Here is an 18,557-nt window from a genome sequence, read left to right as displayed (position 1 = left end):
AAGTGCTCCTCTTAGCAAGTTACCCGTTTTTCGACAAAAGAAAAAGTCCAGCCGGATAGCTGAACTGATTTCTCTGCAGAAAAAGTAAGGCGTGAGACGTGATTTTATTGCAGTGTCCGGATTTTCGAGCGGGTATTGCCCGGTTCGCTGACGAACAGGATGCCGAGATCATGGTGATCCTGTTCATAAAACGCACGTTGCGCAAAGCGGACGTCCCCGTTGTGATTCATCACCTCAAGCCGCAAATACGGTTTGTGTTTTTGAATCGCTTCATAAAACGTCTTCTCGGACTCGACGAACTCTCCGTTGACCTTGTAGATCGCTTCCCCCGGGACGAGTCCCATCTCAGACGCCGGTTTTTCAGGCAGCGTTCCAAGGATGACGACACCACGCTTCCCATTCAAGAACAATGGTGTCTGTGAACGATTCCAGCGTTTTGTCCGCTGATGGAGAAGCAGATGGACGACAAGCAGCACAGGCAACCCGTACAACCATTCGTTTTGTCCGGTCAGGAAAGCCCCTGCCGTCAGCAGGACAGCCAGCAGGAACGTGATCAGACGTCCCTGGACGAGCGGTCGGATCAATTGCTCCGGTAATTGTCCGGTAAAGAGGAAACTGAAGCCGATCGGCAGGAATAAGACGATCGGAACAAACTCTGGAAACGACCATTGTGGAATCCACGCTTCCAGGCTGCTGCCCGGGACGAGGACGACAAGCGGAATCAACCAGAGCTTGTTGGCAGACAATCCGCCGATATAACGTCCGCGCTTCGACAAGACAAGCGACGGGGATAACTTCTTTTTCCCGCGCCATGCGAGCAGGATCAGTTCCGCCGCCAAGGATAATGCCGCAAGCAACAGCAGATCCGTTGCCCCGACATCCTTCAGCCCTTCGACCCGGTCATCCGTCACGAACCAACCAATCCCGGCAAGAATGACGAGCGGCCAAAGCGGTAAGTTGAATCGAATGACACCCGTCAGTAAGATCAAACCGGTCAGTCCCATCAGACCCAGCAGGAACTCGGTCGAGATCGTCAGTCTTAAGCTGAGGCTGACGATCGAAAGTACGAGTCCGACCACCAGTCCCGGGACCAGTGTTTCAAATACATCGGTTCGTTTGCTGCGCGTGCGGGAACGGAACAGATTCCGTTCGCGTTTAACCCGTCGCATGCTGAGTACCAAACTGACCAGGATTGCTAACCACAAGATCGGACTAGCGAAGAGACTAATCGCTGTCCAACCGATTCCATCGAGTAATTCCACGCCCATTCAGACCTCTTTCTGTGAGTTATTGTGCGGCAACTTCAAGTGCCTTGATGCGTTGTACATCATTTTTAGGATCTTCTAATTTTTTCAACAAACGGGTTTCCATTTCCGATGCCGTCACTTGATCGATTTTGCCGGTTACCTCAAGTTTCGCATCCTTCTGCAGGCGTTCGACGGCCTGCTTCATCGTATCCCCGAAGTATCCTGTTTGCCCTTTTGGATCAAAGCCGATTGCTTCGAGAACGAGATGTGCATTTTCGACCGGTTTTCCATAGTCGCCCGTAGCGAGCGTCTTGTCGTCCGTCAGAATCTTCGTGACGTTGAAGTAGTCGGGTTGCTTAACTTCGACGGTCGGCTTGACACCTTTTTTATGGATCCAGTTTCCGTCCGGCGTCAACCATTTGTTCGTCGTCAGCTTCAAGTCACTGCCGTCTTTTAAATCATACGCACTCTGAACGATCCCTTTTCCGAACGACTTCGTCCCGACGACTTCTGCACCGGCGCCTTCTTTGAGTCCGGCTGCGAGAATCTCGGATGCTGACGCGGAACCACTGTCTTCGAGGACAACAATCTTATATGGTTTCTTCTCGTCCGCTTTCCCGAATTCCTGCGTCCGTTCGCCTTTGTTGTCTTCCACTTGGAAAATTGGCGTCTCTTTCGGAATGAACGGTGCAATCATTTCCGAGACTGCTGTCAGCAGACCACCGGGATTTCCGCGGACATCAATCACCAAGCCATCGATGTTCTTCTCTTCGAGTGCTGCCAGTTGTTCCTCGAACTCGCCGGCTGTCGGATCAGAGAATTGTGTTACCTGTAAGACGCCGATTGTTTTTCCGTCGATTTGTTCCGTCTCAGAATAGACGGTCTCGATCGGAATCGTATCGCGGACGATCGTGATTTTCATCGGATCTTGTCCTCCGCGCTGAATCGTCAGCACTACCTTCGTCCCTTTTTCACCACGAATCTTCTTGACCGCCTGATCCGTCTTTTGTCCTTTTGTTGATTTGCCGTCAATTTCCAAGATGACGTCCCCTGGTTTGATCCCTGCTTTTTCAGCCGGTGACCCTTTGATCGGCGAGACGATGACGATCGATTCCCCTTTTTGTTCAAGCGTCGCTCCGATTCCTTCAAACGAAGATGAGAGGTTCGTGTTAAACGAAGCCGTTTCCGACTCGTCCATGTAGACCGAATACGGATCCTCGAGCACTTCCGTCATCCCCGTTAAGGCACCTTCGAGCAACTCCTGATCCGTTACGTCTTCCAAGTAATTTTGTGAAATCATCTGTCGGACTTGATCAATCTTCTTCCAATCCCCCGTTGCATTCGACGAGGTACTTGTTGCTGTATCCGTTCCACCTGTCGCTAACATCCCGACAGCACCGGCTCCTAGACCGAGACCAAATGTACTGACCGCTATGACGGCCGTTGTCGATTTTTTCACGCGTGATTCCTCGTTTCTGGTGTAAACCTGCTATTTTTTTCAGTATAGCAAAAAAAGATAGGTTACCCTATCTTTTCGTCAGCTATGCTGTTGAAGTTACAAGATGTATGGGGCAGGATCTACCGCATTCGGTTGTCCGACCGCCCATTCACCTTGATGAAGTTCAAAGTGTAGATGTGGTCCGGTCGACCATCCGGTTGAGCCCAGTGTCCCGACGGTTTCACCCGGCATCACCGTTTGACCGGCTGAGACAGCGATTGAATCCAAATGGGCATAAACCGTCGTCCAGACTTTCCCGTCGATCAAGTGTGTCACCATGACGACGTTCCCGTAACCGGTCGCACTACCTGCGCGAAGGACGATCCCTCCGGCTGCCGCTTTAATCGGTGTCCCTTTGGCGTTGACGAGATCGATGCCGGTATGAAGCTCCGGCTTCCCGGTCAACGGATTATTACGGGGACCGAACGGGGACGAGACATACCCGGTGACCGGCAATTGGAACGGTTTCGCTCCAACTTCACCAGCATCACTGGAAACAGATGCTTCCGTCGTCGCTTCCGGTACCGGAAGCGGTTCTTCTGTCTGCTTGGACTTGGCTGCGTCTGATTTCGCCGCATCTGATTTCGCCGCTGCAGCTCGCGCTGCGTCCCGGGCCATTTGTTCCTGGGCCGCTTTTTCGGCTGCCGCTGCAGCTGCCGCCCGTTCCTTGGCTTGTTGCTTGGCTCGTAATTCGGCGGCTCGCAGATCACTGAGTTGTTGACTGATCAATCGTTTTTGATCCGCAAGAATCTCTGCTTCTTCGGCTTTCGTAAACTGTTCCTGCTGTAATTGTTTGACTTGACGATTCAATTGAACGACGAGCGTCCGTTTGATATCGGACTCGGCAATGATCCGGGTCTGTAAGATCAACAGCTTCCGCTGTTCCTTTTTCAATTGGCCGAGTACCAGTTCTTGTTCGGCTTTTTGCTCCGACAATTGTTTGACGTTTTCTTGATAGGCATTCAAGACCCCGTCATCTTGTTTGATGATTTCCCGAACCGTACTGAATCGGGAGATCAAATCACCAAAATCTTTGGAATCGAGCAGGACTTCGATGTATTTGACATCCCCGTCCCGTTGAACCGACCGCAGACGATCACCAATCTTTTGTTCTTGCGCGTGGAGCTTGAATGTCGTCTGATCCACGGCTCGCGTCACGATGGCCAGTTCCTGTTTAGCGACAGAAACAGCCGTCTGTTGATCTGCAATCTGACTCGCTAAATCATCCAAACGGCTGTTGACTTCATCGAGGCGCGCCTGTGCTTCCTTGCGCTCCTGTTTCGTCAAGATTAACTTCTCAGATGTCTGATTCTGTGATCGCTCCGTCTCTTGCAGACGGGACTCGACCTCCTGTTGTTCCTTCAACAAATCTTCCTTGGACGTTGCGTGAACGGATACACTTGAACCTATTAATGCCAAGCTTAGGACGGCAGAACAGAATCGGACCTTCATGAGAAGCATCTCTCCTCTATCTTTTATTTGGTTGTTTTCCTTAAATCTTCAAGAATCGACCGAGTGACGTCGTTGATCCCCAGACACCGATGAAGGCACCTAATGCGAGCAGAATCAGTGCGACTTGCACGGACAGCTCACCTGGTGGAATCAAGGTGAAGATCGACGCATTCAGCGAGACAAGCTGTGGCTGAAGCGCGTTGTAAGTCACTTCATATCCGAAGTAGACGACGGCAATCGGAATCAACGCCCCGAGTATCCCCATCAAGAGCCCTTCAATAAAGAACGGTGCCCGGATGAAGCCGTTTTTCGCACCGACGAGTCGCATGATCTCGATTTCACGACGGCGTGAGAAAATCGTTACCTTGATTGTATTCGAAATCAGGAACATCGCCATGAATGTCAAACCGACAATCAGGATGATTCCGCCGATCCGAACCCCTTCAAGGAAGTTGAACATCTTTTCAACATAATCTTCACCATATTCGACGCTATCTATATTTTCCATTTTTTTGACTGTATTTGCAATAGTTTCTGTCTCATTTGGTGAAGTTGCTTTGACGATGTAGCGGTCATGAAGCGGGTTGTCTTTCTCAACCGACTGGTACGCTTGTGATCCTTCGCCAAGCTGTTCCTTGAAGCGATCCAGTTCTTCTTCTTTTGAGCTATAACGCACAGACTCGATGCCCGGCATCTGCTTTAACTTTTCTCCAACTGAGTCGATCTTTGCCTGATCGGATTCACGTTCGACGAACACTTGAATTTCGACGTCTTTTTCGACGTTATCGGAAATCTTGTTGACGTTGAACATGACCATTGCAAAAATTCCTACGAGTAACAAGGTCACGGTAACAGCACTGACGGAAGCAAATGTCATCCAGCCGTTTCGGACGAGACCTTTTGCCCCTTCCCGTAAATGACGGAATCCATTAAACTTCATAGCCGTACATTCCTTTCTCTTCGTCACGGACGATTTTTCCACCGTCAATCGCAAGGACGCGGTGACGCATCTTGTTGACGATATCTCGATTGTGGGTCGCCATTACGACCGTTGTCCCACGGCGATAAATTTCTTCGAACACTTCCATGATCTCCCATGCTGTATCCGGGTCGAGGTTTCCAGTCGGCTCATCGGCGATGACGAGTGACGGACGGTTGACAATGGCTCTCGCGATCGAGATCCGCTGTTGTTCTCCGCCGGATAATTCATCAGGATAGTTCCGTTCTTTATGCTTCAGTTTGACTAAGTCCAATACCTCAAGCACTTTTTTCCGGATCTGTGATTTGTCTTCACCGACGACTTCGAGGGCAAAGGCTACATTTTCATAAACCGTCAATGACGGGAGGAGTTTAAAATCTTGGAAGATGACGCCGATTTGGCGACGAAGTTCGGGGATTTGCCGATTTTTCAGCTTGCCGACTTCAATTCCTTTAAATAAAAATGAACCGCTTGTCGGTCGTTCTTCGCGGTACATCATTTTCATGAATGTCGATTTCCCAGCTCCAGACGGACCAACGATATAGACGAATTCGCCTTGATTGATCGTCAGGTTCACTTCACGAAGTGCCGTGACACCATTCGGATAGATTTTGCTGACTTGTTGCATCTTGATCACTTACTTCACATCCTTACTTGATTACTGGTTGGTGATCAGATAGGTCTTAACGCCTATCGAATCCCATTATAACAGGCAAAAAAAACGGTGCACATTACAATCAAATGTCATTTCCGGCGGTTTTAAAGGAAAAAAGGGACCAGTGATGACGAACACTTGTCATGTCCGTCATCTCTAGCCCCATATTATCACATAATTATTTTTTCTCAGCCAACCAATCAGCGACGGCAACGATTTCTTTATCGTCTTTCAGGATGCCTGCTGGCATTTGTCCTTTACCGTTTTTAATGATTTCTTGAATCTCTTCTGACGATAACTTCGCTCCGACTTTCGTTAAGTTCGGACCAACGTTTCCTTCCAGATTGTTCCCGTGACAAGAAGCACAGTTGTTAGCGAAGATTTTTTCCGCATCCACCGCTGTTTCTGTTTTCGACGAATCATCGTTCATTGTTGATTCTTCTTTCGTCGTATCTGACGATGTATCAGACGAACTGTCATCGCTTCCGCATGCCCCGAGTACAAGCGTTGCGCCAAGTCCTGCCGCAAGTAAAAGATTTTTGAGCTTCATCCGTATGTCCCCCTTATAAGTAACAAGCTGCGTCGTTATTTATTAGAGTATAACCGTTATCCAGACTTTTTAAGCATGATTTCACAAAAACTTCATCTTTTCCAAACAGTTACGGTACATTCCGGTAACGTTTGTCGTCGGAAAAACCGAGTCCCAGTACTTCATGGGCTTCGCTGACAACAAGAAACGCCGTCGGATCGATGTGTTTAACAATTTCTTTTAACGTCGTGATCTCTCCCTGCCGGACGACGACCATCAACATCGGTTTCCGGGTCCGGGTGAAGGCACCCGCCGCTTCGATTTCCGTCGCTCCCCGGTCAAGCGTCTGGAAGATCTCTTTGACGAGGGCTTCCCGTTGATCCGAGATGATATAGGCGAGCTTGTCGTTCGTGATTCCGAGCTGGACGATATCGATCATCTTGATCGTGATGAACAAGGCAACGAGCGCATACAAGCCGATTTCGAGTGAAAAGATGACGGCAGCACTGATGACGATCGTCCCGTCGAGCAACGCGATACAAAGGTGAAGCGGTAACTTCGTGAACCGGTGCAGCAGTTGGGCGATCAAGTCCATCCCGCCGGTCGAGGCGCGGGCTTTAAAAATTAATCCTAATCCGATTCCGACTCCGGCTCCGCCGAAAATCGCGGCAAGCATCGGATTCATCGTCGCTGCCGGTACCTCAAACCGTTCATAGACTAAAATGACGACCGGTAAAAAGATCGAGCCGACGAGCGACTTGACGCCAAACCCCATCCCGAGAATCATCCAACCGATCGCAAGCAACACGACGTTTGCAATCAGCTGAAACAAGCCGGGTGAGATGCCAAACAAATCGTTTAAGACGATTGAGAGCCCACTGACGCCTCCAGATGCCAATTGGTTTGGTGCCAAAAATAAACTGAAGGCACTGGCGACGAACAATGAACCGAGTAATAAATAAATATAGTCGCGAACGACTTCCTGACGTGTTGATGTCATAACGTTACATGTCCCCTTACTTAAGTTCTACAACCCGTTTTTCATTTTAGCGGAAAAGCCGGGAAGCGACTAGAAGGGCTGAGCAACTCGCAGTGGTCCTCTTATACCGTACTAAAGGGTTTGGAATAACGAACCGTCCCACTGATTCCCTTTAGGGCTTGGCGTTCGAGCGGCATGACGAGAAACACGTCCGTCGGCACCGGGAACGGGGCTTCGATGCCGTAATCGACAGCGCGTTCAAATCCGAACTGCGGATAATAGCTGTCATGGCCGAGCACGATGATATGCGACTCGCCCGCTTCCCGGGCATCTTCAATCACTTGACGGATCAATTCCGACCCGATGCCTTTTCGTTGCCAGAACGGTTTGACGCCGACCGGTGCCAAGGCAAGCGACGGAATGTCTTCGATGAACACACGGCTCAGTAAGACATGACCGACGATTTCCCCCTTGTCCGTCACGGCGACACGGCTGTAGTGCGGCAAGGATGCCTCATCTTCGCGCAAGGCGTCGACGAGATCGGCTTCCGTCGCTTGTCCGAATGCGGCTTGGTGGACCGTCCGAATTCCGGCGGCATCCTTGAATATTTCTGTACGAATCTGCATCTGTTTCGCCTCCTGGATCGATTGGTAGAAAAAAACCGCCGACACATAGGCCGACGGTATCGTGACAGATTACATATTCATCAAACGGAGATACGCATCGATGAAGCCCATGATGTCTCCATCCATTGCACCTTGCGTATTCCCGACTTCGTAGTTCGTCCGGTGATCCTTGACCATGCTGTATGGGTGGAAGACGTATGAACGAATTTGGCTGCCCCAGGCGATGTCTGATTTTTCGCCGCGTATTTCGTCGAGTTTCTTTTGTTTCTCTTCGATTTCGCGTTGGTACAGTTTTGCTTTCAACATCTTCATCGCCGCTTCACGGTTCTTGATTTGCGACCGTTCCTGCTGACATGAAACGACAACGCCTGTCGGCACGTGCGTGATCCGAACGGCAGAGTCTGTCGTATTGATGTGCTGTCCACCGGCACCAGACGCACGGTACGTATCGACACGCAAGTCTTCCGTCCGGATGTCGATGTCGATGTCATCGTTGAATTCCGGCATGACGTCACATGAAACGAATGACGTGTGGCGGCGGCCTGACGAATCAAACGGCGAGATCCGGACGAGACGGTGAATCCCTTTTTCTGCTTTTAAGTACCCATAGGCATTGTGCCCCTGGATCCGCAGCGTGACCGATTTGACGCCGGCTTCGTCGCCCGGCTGATAGTCCATCGTTTCGACTTTCCAGCCCTGCTTGTCGCAGAAACGTTGGTACATCCGAAGCAACATCGACGCCCAGTCTTGTGACTCGGTTCCGCCGGCTCCCGGGTGTAATTCGAGGATTGCGTTGTTGGCATCGTACTCGCCGTTCAACAGAATCTGTAATTCAAACTCGTCAAACTTCCGTTTGATGTCGCCGAGCTCCGACTCGAGTTCTTCCTGCAACTCGACGTCTGGTTCTTCTTTGATCAATTCATACGTTAAGACGATGTTTTCGTGGCCGTCTGCGAGGTGTTGGTATTTATCGACCATCGCTTTGAGACCGTTCGACTCATCGATGACTTTTTGCGCCGACTCCTGATTGTTCCAGAAGTCCGGATATGTCATCTCGTTTTCAAGCTCTTCGATCCGTGAAATCTTCGTCTCAAGATCAAGTGATGCTTTGTATTCATCGAGCTTCTTTTCCATCCACTCGGCGGTATTGCGTATTTCTGCTAATTCCATTGTGTTCCACCTTCTCTTTCCGTCAAAAGAGGCAGGAATCTCCCGCCTCTTTCAGCCGCTTCGTCACTTATGCCTGACGGCCGTGACAGTTCTTATATTTTTTACCGGATCCGCACCAACAAGGATCGTTGCGTCCGATTTGTTCATTTGGATTTTTCCGGACCGGCGCCTTTTTGACGACCTTGTCTTCTTTTCCGGAAACGGCGACTTCGTCTTTGACGACTTTTTCGCGTTTCAGGTTCGGATCAAGATCCGCCCGGAGGACGAATTGCGTCACTTCTTCTGCAATCGCCGCGTTCATCGTATCAAACATCATCGAACCTTCCGACTGGTATTCACGGAGCGGGTCGTTTTGACCGTAAGCACGTAAGTGAATCCCTTCGCGCAGTTGATCCATTTGATCGATATGGTTCATCCAGTGCTGATCGACCGCACGGAGCACGATGACCTTCTCAAACTCGTCGAACGCTTCTGCCGGCACTTCTGAGCGTTTGTGCTCATAGTGGGCAAAGGCACGTTCTTGCAAGAGTTCGATGATTTCTTCGCGTTCTTTACCGAACAAGTCCTGCTCCGACACTTTTTCTTCGATCGCAAGCGTTTGGTTGGCCCAATCGGCAAGTGCACCGATGCTCCACTCTTCCGGTACGAACTCGACTGGTGTGTACTGATGGACACCAGATTCGATCGTCTGAATCATCATTGGACGCACGATGTCGGAAACCGACTGCGCGTCAAGAATCGCTGCCCGGTCCGCGTACATGACTTTCCGTTGATCAGCCATGACGTTATCGTAGCCGAGAACTTGTTTCCGCGCATCAAAGTTATTTCCTTCGACCCGTTTTTGGGCCGACTCGACAGCACGTGAAACCATCCGGCTTTCGATTGGTTGAGAATCGTCCATTCCAAGACGGTCCATCATCGATTGCAGGGAATCCGATCCGAAACGACGCATCAGTTCATCTTCGAGTGACAAGTAGAACTGGGACGCACCCGGGTCTCCTTGACGTCCTGCCCGACCACGAAGCTGATTGTCGATCCGGCGTGATTCGTGACGTTCCGTTCCGAGGATGTAGAGACCACCCTTTTCAATGACGCCTTGTCCGAGCTTGATGTCGGTACCACGACCGGCCATGTTCGTCGCGATCGTCACTGCGTTCGGTTGTCCCGCGTTCTCGATGATTTCTGCTTCCCGCGCATGGTTCTTCGCGTTCAAGACTTCGTGGCGGATGCCGCGTTTCTTGAGGATGCTGCTGAGCAACTCCGACGTCTCGACGGCAACCGTCCCGACGAGAACCGGTTGACCTTCGCGGTGAGCGCGTTCGATTTCGTCCGCGACCGCAGCAAACTTGCCGTTCATCGTCTTGAAGATCAAGTCCGGCTGGTCGTCCCGAACGATCGGTTTGTTTGTCGGTACCGGTACGACGTGCATGTTGTAGATGTTACGGAATTCTTCTTCCTCGGTTTTCGCTGTCCCGGTCATACCGGCCAGTTTCGTGTACATCCGGAAGAAGTTTTGATACGTGATCGTCGCAAGTGTCATCGATTCGCGTTGAATCTCGACGCCTTCTTTTGCTTCGATCGCTTGGTGCAGCCCTTCCGAGTAACGGCGGCCTTCCATGACACGTCCCGTGAATTGGTCGATGATCATGACTTCGTCTTCCCGAATCATGTAGTCGACGTCACGGTGCATGACGGAGTTGGCACGGAGCGCAAGGCTCAAGTGGTGGTTGAGTGCGATATGCTCGAGACCAAACAAGTTGTCGATGCCGAAATATTTCTCAGCGCGATCGATTCCTTGTTCCGTCAACAGGACACTTTTCGTCTTGATGTCGACCGTATAGTCTTCATCCGCCTTCATCATCTTCGCAAACATATCTGCCTGCGAGTACAGCGACGTTGATTTTTCGGCAGATCCCGAAATGATCAGCGGCGTCCGTGCTTCATCGACAAGGATTGAGTCGACTTCATCGACGACGGCAAAGGAAAGCGGACGTTGGACACGGTCTTCTTTATAGAGCACCATGTTGTCACGCAGGTAATCGAATCCAAACTCGTTGTTTGTTCCGTACGTGATGTCACAGCTGTACGCTGCTTGTTTTTCTTGACGCGACATGCTCGAGAGGTTCAAGCCGACTGACAGACCGAGTGCCGCGTAGAGCGGCTCCATGATGTCACGGTCACGTTTCGCCAAGTATTCGTTGACGGTGATGACGTGGACACCGTTTCCGGCGAGGGCATTCAAATAGACGGGAAGCGTCGCAACAAGCGTTTTCCCTTCCCCGGTTTTCATTTCGGCGATATCACCGTTATGCAGCACGTATCCACCGATTAACTGGACACGGTAATGACGCATGCCTAAGACACGTGTCGATACTTCACGACAGACGGCGAACGCTTCCGGCAAGATATCATCGAGGTCTTCGCCATTCTCAAGACGCGTTCGGAATTCGACCGCTTTTCCTTCTAATTCTTGATCGGATAAGGCTCCTACTTGGGCCTCAAATGATTCAACGGCATCTGCCGCTTTCTCTGCTTTTTTCAGCACACGTTTTGTCGGTGCGAATAACTCTTTTAGAAAATTAGCCATGCCTTACAGTCCCCTTACTTCGAACGATTCTTAAAACGAACAGAATTCCGAGATTTTTCCTTTATTCAGTGTACCGAATACGCCGTCAAATTTCAACAAGCGGACCGACTGCTTCCTCTGAAATCCAACTTTAGACGGACATACCCTCTATCGATATATAGTTTTTTAGCATACCAAAAGGGGACCCGTTCCGTAGAACGAGTCCCCTGTAGATTCATTATTCTGGTTCAATCAAGCCGTAACGACCATCTTTCCGACGGTAGACGACGTTCGTGTTACCCGTTTCTGCGTCTGAGAAGACGAAGAACGTGTGACCGAGCATGTCCATTTGAAGAATCGCTTCTTCTGTGTCCATCGGCTTAAGTGTGAAACGTTTTGTTCGAACGAGTTCGAGTTCCGCTTCATCCTCTTCGTAGACAGGTGCGTCTGCCTCCGGTCCCTCGAGCGTTTTGAAGTACTCCCCAATACCGCCGTCTTTGGCACGGCCTCTCCGGTTGATCTTCGTTTTGTGTTTCCGGATTTGACGTTCGAGCTTATCGACGACGAGGTCGATTGCTGCGTACATGTCGCCATTGACATCCTCTGCGCGAAGCAAGAGGTTTGGCATTGGAATCGTCACTTCGACTTTTTGTTTCTCATTGTTGACTTTGAGATTGACATAAGCCGTTTGCGCTTCCGTAGGAGTTGTAAAATAACGAGTTAACTTTTCAAGCTTTTTCTCGACGTAATCCTTGAGAGCATCTGTGACGTCCAAGTTTTCACCGCGAATGTTGTAGATCATGTAAACTCCTCCTTAAGTAACCGGTTGAACCTATGAATTCGTCATCTCTTCAGTCGTTTCCTTCTGAAAATTGCAAATTCTTTGGTTCGTAATTATTATACCACGATAAGCCCTTCAAGGAAATGAAAACGATGACATTCTGTTGAACATCTCCCTTGATTCCTAGCGTACTATAATAGTTGTTGCATGTTGATATTAGCGTATATACCCTTAACAAATTGAGATGAAACAAAAAAACCGCTTTTAGGGGATTCCTAAAAACGGTGGTGGCTGCTAACGGGATTACAGTTTCGAGACGTTTGCTGCTTGAGGACCACGATCGCCTTCGACGATCTCGAATTCTACTTCTTCGCCTTCTTCAAGTGATTTGTAACCTTCTGCTTGAATCGCTGAGAAGTGGACGAAGACGTCTTTTGCATCTGATGTCTCGATGAAGCCGTAACCTTTTTCAGCATTGAACCATTTTACTTTACCTTGTTCCATTCGAATTCACGTTCCCTTCGCAAACTGGATAGCGAGAGCAAGCTCTCTACCGTCTATACTAGCAAAAGAAGCAATTATTGACAATTAAAAATTCTGATTAATTTGAATTCAATATCAAATCAAACCGAACGAAGCCACTTATTGCTCTATATTTCAAAAAATTACATTGTCATTACAGGTGTAGTATTGTATTATATCGTTAGTAATTACCTATTTTATCCATTGTCCTATCTAAGGAGGATGCAGTCGAATGCGACCATTCCATAATGACGAAAAGTATCGAATCACGAAACGGACCGTTGCGATTTTGCCCTGTTATGACATGATGAAACAATCCATCATCGTCTTAGAAGACGGGTCAACGATCATGACGCCGCTTCGTCCGTATCAACTCCTGCAGTTGTCTTGCAGACAGTACAACAGTTCCATCGAGGAACGGATTGTCACCGCTAAACGTGTCGCTTCCGTGAAAGGAAAAGTTCCGGTCGTCATCGAACCGACACTCGGTCTTGTCTTTTTCCCTACCAAATCACCAAAACGTGATGATTGCGAGTGGTATGCCTGGAGTCACATGTCCGAAGTCATCGAGGAAGACGGACAGACTAAACTCAAAACTCGTAACGGCATGATCCTTCCCGTAAACGCCTCTCCTTACATCGTCCGCAACCAAATGAAAGCAACCGGCGAGCTGATGGCTCGTTACCAGCAATTGAACGCGATGACATTAGAGGACCGCTTTAATGCAATCAAATCGTAAAAAAAATGGGTTGGGCGATGAATTCGCTCAATCCTTTTTTGTTTGTGCCGATATATAATAAGATGAAGAATTTATCAAGAAAGGAGGTTCATCGATGAATATCCAGATGAATCCAACCAGTCCGACCCGTTCGGCTGCCCCGACCGCCTTGTCGGAGACAAAAACCTACAGCGGCACCGTCCTTGAAAAGACCGGTCCGAACACGGCACTCGTCCAGGTCGGTCGCGAGAAAGTCGAGATGACCTTCACGGGTGAAGTTCCGGAAGGCACCTTTCAATTTAAGGTCAAAGGCCAGACAGCGGAAGGTTATCTGATTGAACAGATCACCGACCAAGCAGACGTCCCGCCGACCGGTCCGGTCAAACCCGATTCGTCTGGTGTCGATGCGACCTTACTCGACGAACTCCCGCCGGAACTGAAACAGGCCGTCGCCCGGTTGCTCGCGACCGGTCAACTGCCTCAGACCCCGGAGACGGTCGCCAAGCTCGTCGCTGCACTCCAAGGCACATACAAGGATTTGGTCCTGCAACTCGTGACGCGGCCGTCCGACAGTGCCTTACCGGCAGAAGCCGATGCCTTGATTGCCCAGTTGCTCGGCTCGACCGATTCGTTGGTCGACGTCTTACCAGAGCGCCAGGCCGTCCTCGAGAAACCGACGCTCAGCAACGTCATCGCACTTGACGTCGCCCGGGTGACGCTGCCGACGCACCGTGACATCGATCAGGCGACACCGGTTGCCCTTCGGCAAATCGCGGCACACTTACCACCGGACGTCCAACCGGACATTCTCGCCCGGATCGACCGCGGCGAACTGACGCAAGTGCGCGAACAACTGCGGACTTATTTTCCGAGTGAACGCCCGGTGCTTGCGGAACGACCGGCGCCAAGCAAACTCGATCAATTGACCGCCGTCATCACCCAAGCCCAGCAGCCGGTTTCAGAAAAAGCGGCACCGCTTGCTCCACCCGTTCGCTCAAATCTGACGGTCATCGCCGAGGTGACACCACGGCTCGCCGAAGTGACAAATGATTTCCGGAGCCAGCAGCGGACGATTGTCTCGCAACTGCGTCAAATCGAACCGCTGATCGAGGAACGGCCGCTCCAGATGGCGCAAGTCATCGAAAGCACCGCGAACCGGCTGCGTCAGACGTTCCAACAGACCGATGCGATGTTACATACGAGCATGCGCGATGAAAAACAATTGATTCAACTGTTATCGAAACTGGAACGGGGAACGGAACTGGCGTTTCTCGGACGCGGTGCGGAAGCAAAGGCCGTCGTCCAAGACGTCCTCCAAGCACTGGAAGCCTTCCGCTTCGCTCCGACCAATGTCCGGACCGCCTATTTGCCGGAATTGAATACGATGCCGCGTCCTGTCGTCGCGAATACGACTCCGGCGCCAACTCAAGCACCAGCATCTCAACGACCGATTCCGTATGAGCCGGGACAAAACAGTCCCCGTGTTTTACAGGAGACCGTCCAAAAAACGCTTCAGCTGCAGACGGCTGAATTAAAACTTGCGACACCGGCTGCCAACCCGGAAGCCACCAAACTGCAGACGTTCCTGACGACGCAGCAACAGGTCAATAAACCGGACAACAACCAGCAACTGCAACAACTGTTGCTCGCCCTGCCCGTTCAACTCGTCGAAGGGACAGCCGGACTGCATGTCCACTTACAAAATAAGCGACCGGATGAAGTGATCGACTGGGAAAACAACACGTTGTATGTCCAGCTCGAGACCCCACGACTCGGGGACATCGGCGTTCGTGTCGAGACTGTTAACCGGAAGATGCAGATTACGATTGAAAATGATTTCCCGCTCCTCGAGCGTCTAGCGACACCGTTCCTCGAACGGACGACCGATGCCTTGCAGGCGACGGGTTACCAGGACGTCAAGATTCGGTTTGACGCCTTTACGAAGGAACAGACCACCCCAACAGCCGTCAAACCGGATGAGACCCCAACCGGTTACGATTACCGGATTTAAGGAGGAGCCATGTATCAGAAAATTGATTTAAAACATCGCAAATCAGCGGCCGTCCTCCGGTACGATGAAGCGTCCGGCAATGCGCCGATCGTCGTCGCCCGGGCGACCGGTGCCGCAGCCGACCGAATTTTACAGGAAGCCCGGGCAAGCGGCGTCGCAATCGAACAAGACACGTCACTGCTCGGTCACCTGCTCGACCTCGACCTCGGAACGGCGATTCCCCCGCAACTCTATGACGTGATGGCGGAACTGTTACTGTTGATTGAAGAACTGGATCACGCGAAAGGACGGAACTCATGACCGAACAAGAACTGTACCAGATGACACCGCAACAATTGACGGAGACGATGTTAAAAGGACTTGTCCTGCAATATGAACAGGCAATCCTCAGTCGTGACGAACGACGGTTCGATGCCGTCAACAGCCGTCTGCAAAAAGCTTACCAACTGCTTGAGAAACTGCAGGCCGGACTGAACGACGAAGGCGGCATCATCACAGCGCAACTCGATCAACTGTATTATTACTTAGCCGAACAGACGTTACAGGCCTACATCGAGCCAGCACGCTTGGAAGAATTGTTGCAACTGACAGAAGAATTGCTCGTCACCTGGCAAGCAGCCAGTCTGAAGAAAGACCGTCCCCTCGTTCGGGCGGCACACCATGAGCGTTATGAAGGGATGGACTATTAATGCGGATTTCAAACAATGTACAGGCTCTAAAAGCCTATCGAAACTTAAGCGCCAATCAGCTCAACGTCAAGACGACGATGGATAAACTGTCGAGCGGTCAAAAAATCAACCGCGGTGCCGATGATGCGGCGGGTCTCGCGATTTCTGAAAAGATGCGCAACCGTCTTAAAGCGCTTGATAAAGCGGAACAAAACGTCCTTGACGGTATCTCGATGGTTCAGACGGTCGAAGGCGGACTCAGCGAAACCCACAGCCTCCTGCAACGGATGCGGGAACTGGCTGTTCAAGCCGGTAACGGAACACTCGCGACGGAAGACCGGACGGCGATCCAGGAAGAGATCAATCAGCTGACGAACGAAGTCTCACGAATTGCCGAAACGACGCAGTTTAACGGCAAAAAATTACTGACAGGTGCATATGGAAAAGACAATGCTGTCTTTATCCAGACAAACGCCGGTGCGAGTGAAGGCATCTCTTTGACGATCGATGATATGCGTGCACGTAACATCGGCATCGCCTCGACGACACAACTGAACGAAAATGTCCGTCCTCTCGATTTCCCGAGTGACGACGGCACACCGGAATACGCGCTCAGCGTCATGACAAGCAGTGACGCCGATCAAGCCATCAGCCTTTACACGAAAGCGATCGATACGATTTCCCAACAACGGGCAAAACTCGGAGCAATCCAAAACCGGTTTGAAGCAATGTCATCCGTCCTCAGCGTCAGCAAAGAAAACCTGACGGCATCCGAGTCACGAATCCGTGACACCGATATGGCACGTGAGATGATGGAGTATGCGAAGTACAACATTCTCAATCAATCGGGCATGGCGATGATCGCGCAAGCCAACGCCTTGCCACAAGGCGTCTTACAATTACTCAACTAACGAAAGGTGGAATCACCGATGGACATCCGGCGCATCCAAGAAACAAGCCGCCTGCAGACACCGAAGACCGGACCACGTGAAGTCGAAGCATCGACGACGTTTTCGGCTCTGATGCAAGATAAACGCGAGCATAAAGGTTACGAACGCCTCCAACAAAAACTGATGCTTGTCGAAGAGCACGGTCAACTGTTGGCAGAAAGTCAGACCATCGAGCACCTCGAAGCCTATAAAGAAAAAATCAAGGATTTCCTGAAGGATGCTCTTGATCAATCACAGCAAATTGAAGAAAAACGCGGCTTCAACCGCCGCGGCCGGACGAAAATCTATAAGGTCGTCGAACAGGTCGACGCTAAACTACTCCAACTGACCGACAACGTCATTTCCGGCGAATCACGCCGCCTTGAGATTTTGGATCAAATCGGCGAAATCAAAGGAATGCTCGTCAACGTTTTTGTCTAAATTCATCTTGAGGAGCCACCCCGATGCCCGACCTCTATCTTAAAAAATGCCGTTGCCCCTATTGTCTCAAAGAAACGGAGACGAAACGGGTCTTGAGTCGCCACATCCGGGTTGACAAAACGGATCGTGACGGAATGATCCATTACAAGGGATCGAACGTCTACTACTATGAGCCGGTCCAGTGCACACACTGCCGGTTCCTGTTTCACGATACGTTCGGCAAGTTGCCGCCCGACGTCCGGGAGACGCTTGCGACTAATATCTTGCCGACATTGCCGATCTTACCGTTTGCGGAAACCGAACGCACAGCGGACCAAGCCCTGCAACTTTATAAACTGTGTCTCTATACGGCTCAGATCACCCGGCAAAAAGACGCCATCCAAGCGATGCTTGGCGTACGGATTGCCTGGCTTTACCGGTTACTCGGCAACCATGAGCAAGAGTTACTCTGGATGGAACGCTCCGTCTTGAAGTATGAAGCGTTGTACGAGTCTTACACGGATCCGGTTGAAACCGGAATTCCGGAAGATTTGCTTTTACTACGACTTGCCGACCTGTACGCTGTCCTCGAGCGAACAGCAGATGCCCGCAAATGGTACAGTTTCATCTTCCAAAGCAAAACAGTTTCCGACCGCGTAAAAAAGGACGCCCGGCAACACTGGGAACTCTACCGGGAACAGCACGACCTCTAACCCTGTTCGTCTTCGATGTGTGAGATGAAACAGGGGTTTTCTCTCTTATTGACGAAACAGAACAGTACGACATTCTTTAGAAAGGAGGCGAACG

Annotated in this window: 19 protein-coding genes; 7 read left to right on the top strand and 12 right to left on the bottom strand. The window is 50.7% G+C overall.

Going from position 1 to position 18,557, the window contains the following annotated elements; all coding sequences use genetic code 11:
- Nucleotides 1–104 precede the first annotated feature (104 nt).
- From P397_RS0104430 to P397_RS0104375, 12 genes are all read right to left on the bottom strand, one after another.
- On the bottom strand, nt 105–1,268 hold the full coding sequence (locus P397_RS0104430) for a PDZ domain-containing protein (protein ID WP_028105769.1): 1,164 nt from the start codon (nt 1,266–1,268) through the stop codon (nt 105–107).
- Between the two features lie 19 nt (nt 1,269–1,287).
- Nucleotides 1,288–2,706, bottom strand: a complete 1,419-nt coding sequence (locus P397_RS0104425; protein ID WP_028105768.1) for a S41 family peptidase — start codon at nt 2,704–2,706, stop codon at nt 1,288–1,290.
- Nucleotides 2,707–2,802: 96 nt separating this feature from the next.
- Complete coding sequence (locus P397_RS0104420; protein ID WP_028105767.1) at nt 2,803–4,197, bottom strand: murein hydrolase activator EnvC family protein; 1,395 nt, start codon at nt 4,195–4,197, stop codon at nt 2,803–2,805.
- A 40-nt stretch (nt 4,198–4,237) separates the two neighbouring features.
- Nucleotides 4,238–5,137, bottom strand: a complete 900-nt coding sequence (ftsX, locus tag P397_RS0104415; protein WP_028105766.1) for a permease-like cell division protein FtsX — start codon at nt 5,135–5,137, stop codon at nt 4,238–4,240.
- A complete protein-coding gene (ftsE, locus tag P397_RS0104410) occupies nt 5,127–5,813 on the bottom strand; it encodes a cell division ATP-binding protein FtsE (RefSeq protein ID WP_012371287.1) in 687 nt (228 codons plus the stop codon). Before ftsE ends, ftsX begins: the two co-directional genes overlap by 11 nt.
- A gap of 196 nt (nt 5,814–6,009) precedes the next feature.
- A complete protein-coding gene (gene cccB / locus P397_RS0104405) occupies nt 6,010–6,381 on the bottom strand; it encodes a cytochrome c551 (RefSeq protein ID WP_026832151.1) in 372 nt (123 codons plus the stop codon).
- Between the two features lie 109 nt (nt 6,382–6,490).
- On the bottom strand, nt 6,491–7,360 hold the full coding sequence (locus P397_RS0104400) for a YitT family protein (RefSeq protein WP_026832150.1): 870 nt from the start codon (nt 7,358–7,360) through the stop codon (nt 6,491–6,493).
- A 101-nt stretch (nt 7,361–7,461) separates the two neighbouring features.
- Complete coding sequence (locus tag P397_RS0104395) at nt 7,462–7,965, bottom strand: GNAT family N-acetyltransferase (RefSeq protein ID WP_028105765.1); 504 nt, start codon at nt 7,963–7,965, stop codon at nt 7,462–7,464.
- A gap of 69 nt (nt 7,966–8,034) precedes the next feature.
- Nucleotides 8,035–9,135 carry a peptide chain release factor 2 gene (prfB, locus tag P397_RS0104390; protein WP_028105764.1) on the bottom strand — a complete coding sequence of 367 codons (1,101 nt, stop codon included), beginning with the start codon at nt 9,133–9,135 and terminating at the stop codon, nt 8,035–8,037.
- 67 nt (nt 9,136–9,202) lie between these two features.
- On the bottom strand, nt 9,203–11,722 hold the full coding sequence (secA, locus tag P397_RS0104385; RefSeq protein WP_026832147.1) for a preprotein translocase subunit SecA: 2,520 nt from the start codon (nt 11,720–11,722) through the stop codon (nt 9,203–9,205).
- A gap of 217 nt (nt 11,723–11,939) precedes the next feature.
- Nucleotides 11,940–12,503 (bottom strand): ribosome hibernation-promoting factor, HPF/YfiA family, encoded by a 564-nt coding sequence (gene hpf / locus P397_RS0104380; RefSeq protein WP_026832146.1) that lies wholly within the window; start codon nt 12,501–12,503, stop codon nt 11,940–11,942.
- Nucleotides 12,504–12,785: 282 nt separating this feature from the next.
- Nucleotides 12,786–12,986 (bottom strand): cold-shock protein, encoded by a 201-nt coding sequence (locus tag P397_RS0104375; RefSeq protein WP_026832145.1) that lies wholly within the window; start codon nt 12,984–12,986, stop codon nt 12,786–12,788.
- Between the two features lie 250 nt (nt 12,987–13,236).
- On the opposite strand from P397_RS0104375, the gene P397_RS0104370 reads away from it, so the two are divergent.
- The 7 genes from P397_RS0104370 (at nt 13,237) to P397_RS0104340 (ending at nt 18,463) form a co-directional block, all read left to right on the top strand.
- Nucleotides 13,237–13,743, top strand: a complete 507-nt coding sequence (locus P397_RS0104370; protein WP_026827557.1) for a competence protein ComK — start codon at nt 13,237–13,239, stop codon at nt 13,741–13,743.
- Between the two features lie 94 nt (nt 13,744–13,837).
- Complete coding sequence (locus P397_RS0104365; RefSeq protein ID WP_028105763.1) at nt 13,838–15,733, top strand: serine/threonine-protein kinase; 1,896 nt, start codon at nt 13,838–13,840, stop codon at nt 15,731–15,733.
- Nucleotides 15,734–15,742: 9 nt separating this feature from the next.
- Nucleotides 15,743–16,033: an EscU/YscU/HrcU family type III secretion system export apparatus switch protein gene (locus tag P397_RS0104360; RefSeq protein WP_012371297.1), complete on the top strand. Its 291-nt coding sequence runs from the start codon at nt 15,743–15,745 to the stop codon at nt 16,031–16,033.
- Nucleotides 16,030–16,422, top strand: coding sequence for a flagellar export chaperone FliS (locus tag P397_RS0104355; protein WP_028105762.1), 393 nt, complete (start codon nt 16,030–16,032; stop codon nt 16,420–16,422). Before P397_RS0104360 ends, P397_RS0104355 begins: the two co-directional genes overlap by 4 nt.
- On the top strand, nt 16,422–17,312 hold the full coding sequence (locus P397_RS0104350; protein ID WP_028105761.1) for a flagellin N-terminal helical domain-containing protein: 891 nt from the start codon (nt 16,422–16,424) through the stop codon (nt 17,310–17,312). Before P397_RS0104355 ends, P397_RS0104350 begins: the two co-directional genes overlap by 1 nt.
- An 18-nt stretch (nt 17,313–17,330) precedes the next feature.
- Nucleotides 17,331–17,771, top strand: coding sequence for a YaaR family protein (locus P397_RS0104345; protein ID WP_028105760.1), 441 nt, complete (start codon nt 17,331–17,333; stop codon nt 17,769–17,771).
- A gap of 23 nt (nt 17,772–17,794) precedes the next feature.
- Nucleotides 17,795–18,463: a DUF2225 domain-containing protein gene (locus P397_RS0104340; protein ID WP_028105759.1), complete on the top strand. Its 669-nt coding sequence runs from the start codon at nt 17,795–17,797 to the stop codon at nt 18,461–18,463.
- The last annotated feature ends 94 nt before the right edge of the window (nt 18,464–18,557 follow it).

Origin of the sequence: Exiguobacterium undae DSM 14481, from assembly GCF_000620805.1 — a bacterium.
Taxonomy (GTDB): domain Bacteria; phylum Bacillota; class Bacilli; order Exiguobacteriales; family Exiguobacteriaceae; genus Exiguobacterium_A; species Exiguobacterium_A undae.
Note: the sequence above shows the minus strand (reverse complement) of the source record. Positions and strands in the feature narration are given on the sequence as shown.